The organism is Tenacibaculum larymnensis (assembly GCF_028829235.1).
Taxonomy (GTDB): domain Bacteria; phylum Bacteroidota; class Bacteroidia; order Flavobacteriales; family Flavobacteriaceae; genus Polaribacter; species Polaribacter larymnensis.
The window spans coordinates 1-2,500 of sequence record NZ_JAIWJY010000018.1; the positions used below are offsets into that span (position 1 = coordinate 1).

Below are 2,500 nucleotides of genomic sequence, written 5' to 3' on the forward strand. Positions count from 1 at the left end.
AAAAAAAAACCTCAATCTAATAAAAGATTGAGGTTTAAAAGAAAGGCAACGACCTACTCTCCCACCAGTGGCAGTACCATCGGCGCTAATGGGCTTAACTTCTCTGTTCGGAATGGTAAGAGGTGAGCCCCATTGCGATAATCACCTTAAATCGTTGCAGTATATTTCAACTGTAAAAGTTAACATATTAGTAAAATCATATCCTAAATCATCAAAGAGTTTGCTCCCAGCCACTAGGACCGGGATACGTACATAAGCCTATGGGTTATTAGTACTACTCAGCTACATACATTACTGCACTTACACTTATAGCCTATCAACGTGGTGATCTTCCACGACCCTTTAAAGAAATCTCATCTTGTGGTGGGTTTCGCGCTTATATGCTTTCAGCGCTTATCCCTTCCCGACGTAGCTACTCTGCAGTGCCCCTGGCGAGACAACAGATACACTAGAGGTCAGTCCAACTCGGTCCTCTCGTACTAAAGTCAGATCCACTCAAATTTCTAACGCCCACAGCAGATAGAGACCGAACTGTCTCACGACGTTCTGAACCCAGCTCGCGTGCCACTTTAATGGGCGAACAGCCCAACCCTTGGGACCTTCTCCAGCCCCAGGATGTGACGAGCCGACATCGAGGTGCCAAACCCCCCCGTCGATGTGAGCTCTTGGGGGAGATCAGCCTGTTATCCCCGGAGTACCTTTTATCCTTTGAGCGATGGCCCTTCCATGCGGAACCACCGGATCACTATGCTCTACTTTCGTACCTGATCGACCTGTATGTCTCTCAGTCAAGCTCCCTTATGCCATTGCACTCTACGCACGGTTACCAAGCGTGCTGAGGGAACCTTTAGAAGCCTCCGTTACTCTTTTGGAGGCGACCACCCCAGTCAAACTACCCACCACGCACTGTTCTCATTGCTGAGTTAGGCTCTAGATAAGCAAAGGGTGGTATTTCAAGGATGACTCCACAACGCCTAGCGACGCCGCTTCAAAGTCTCCCACCTATCCTACACATTACTTATCCAAAGTCAATACGAAGCTATAGTAAAGGTTCACGGGGTCTTTTCGTCCCGCTGCGGGTAATCGGCATCTTCACCGATACTACAATTTCACCGAGCTCATGGCTGAGACAGTATCCAGATCGTTGCACCATTCGTGCAGGTCGGAACTTACCCGACAAGGAATTTCGCTACCTTAGGACCGTTATAGTTACGGCCGCCGTTTACTGGGGCTTCATTTGATTGCTTCGCCGAAGCTAACAACTCCACTTAACCTTCCAGCACCGGGCAGGTGTCAGGCCTTATACATCATCTTTCAATTTAGCAAAGCCCTGTGTTTTTGATAAACAGTCGCCTGGATCTTTTCACTGCGGCCCTACCGGAGTAGGGCGACTCTTCTCCCGAAGTTACGAGTCTATTTTGCCTAGTTCCTTAGCCATGAATCTCTCGAGCACCTTAGAATTCTCATCCCAACTACCTGTGTCGGTTTACGGTACGGGTTCTTATAATCTGAAGCTTAGAGGTTTTTCTTGGAAGATTTTAGGCACACTATCCACGCATCCGAAGACTTGTGGTACTATCACACTTCAGCTAAACCGGCGGATTTGCCTACCAGTCTAATACCTAAATGTTTCAACGAACTATTCCGTCAGTTCGCGGTGCTTTCAGTACTCCGTCACCCCATCGCAATTATAAGAAGTACAGGAATATTAACCTGTTGTCCATCGACTACTCCCTTCGGATTCGCCTTAGGTCCCGACTAACCCTCAGCTGATTAGCATCGCTGAGGAAACCTTAGTCTTTCGGTGAGGGGGTTTCTCGCCCCCTTTATCGTTACTTATGCCTACATTTTCTTTTCTATACGTTCCAGCATGCCTCACAGCACACCTTCAGCACATATAGAATGCTCCCCTACCACTTTTAAAGTCCATAGCTTCGGTAATATGTTTATGCCCGATTATTATCCATGCTCGACCGCTCGACTAGTGAGCTGTTACGCACTCTTTAAATGAATGGCTGCTTCCAAGCCAACATCCTAGCTGTCTGGGCAGTCAAACCTCGTTTTTTCAACTTAACATATATTTGGGGACCTTAGCTGATGGTCTGGGTTCTTTCCCTCTCGGACATGGACCTTAGCACCCATGCCCTCACTGCTGAGAAACATTTTATAGCATTCGGAGTTTGTCAGGAATTGGTAGGCGGTGAAGCCCCCGCATCCAATCAGTAGCTCTACCTCTATAAAACTTTTAATCAACGCTGCACCTAAATGCATTTCGGGGAGTACGAGCTATTTCCGAGTTTGATTGGCCTTTCACCCCTACCCACAGGTCATCCAAAGACTTTTCAACGTCAACTGGTTCGGTCCTCCACTGTGTGTTACCACAGCTTCAACCTGCCCATGGGTAGATCACTCGGTTTCGCGTCTACTACTACTAACTATATTCGCCCTATTCAGACTCGCTTTCGCTTCGGCTCCAGACCTTAAATCTTTAACCTTGCTA

2 rRNA genes (1 of these 2 cut by a window edge) are annotated in these 2,500 nt (G+C 47.6%); both read right to left on the minus strand.

Features of this window, described 5'->3' with window-relative positions:
* Positions 1 to 40: 40 nt before the first annotated feature.
* Positions 41 to 149 (minus strand): 5S ribosomal RNA (gene rrf / locus LCI24_RS16735).
* 99 nt (positions 150 to 248) lie between these two features.
* A 23S ribosomal RNA gene (locus tag LCI24_RS16740) occupies positions 249 to 2,500 on the minus strand (it continues 620 nt past the right edge of the window).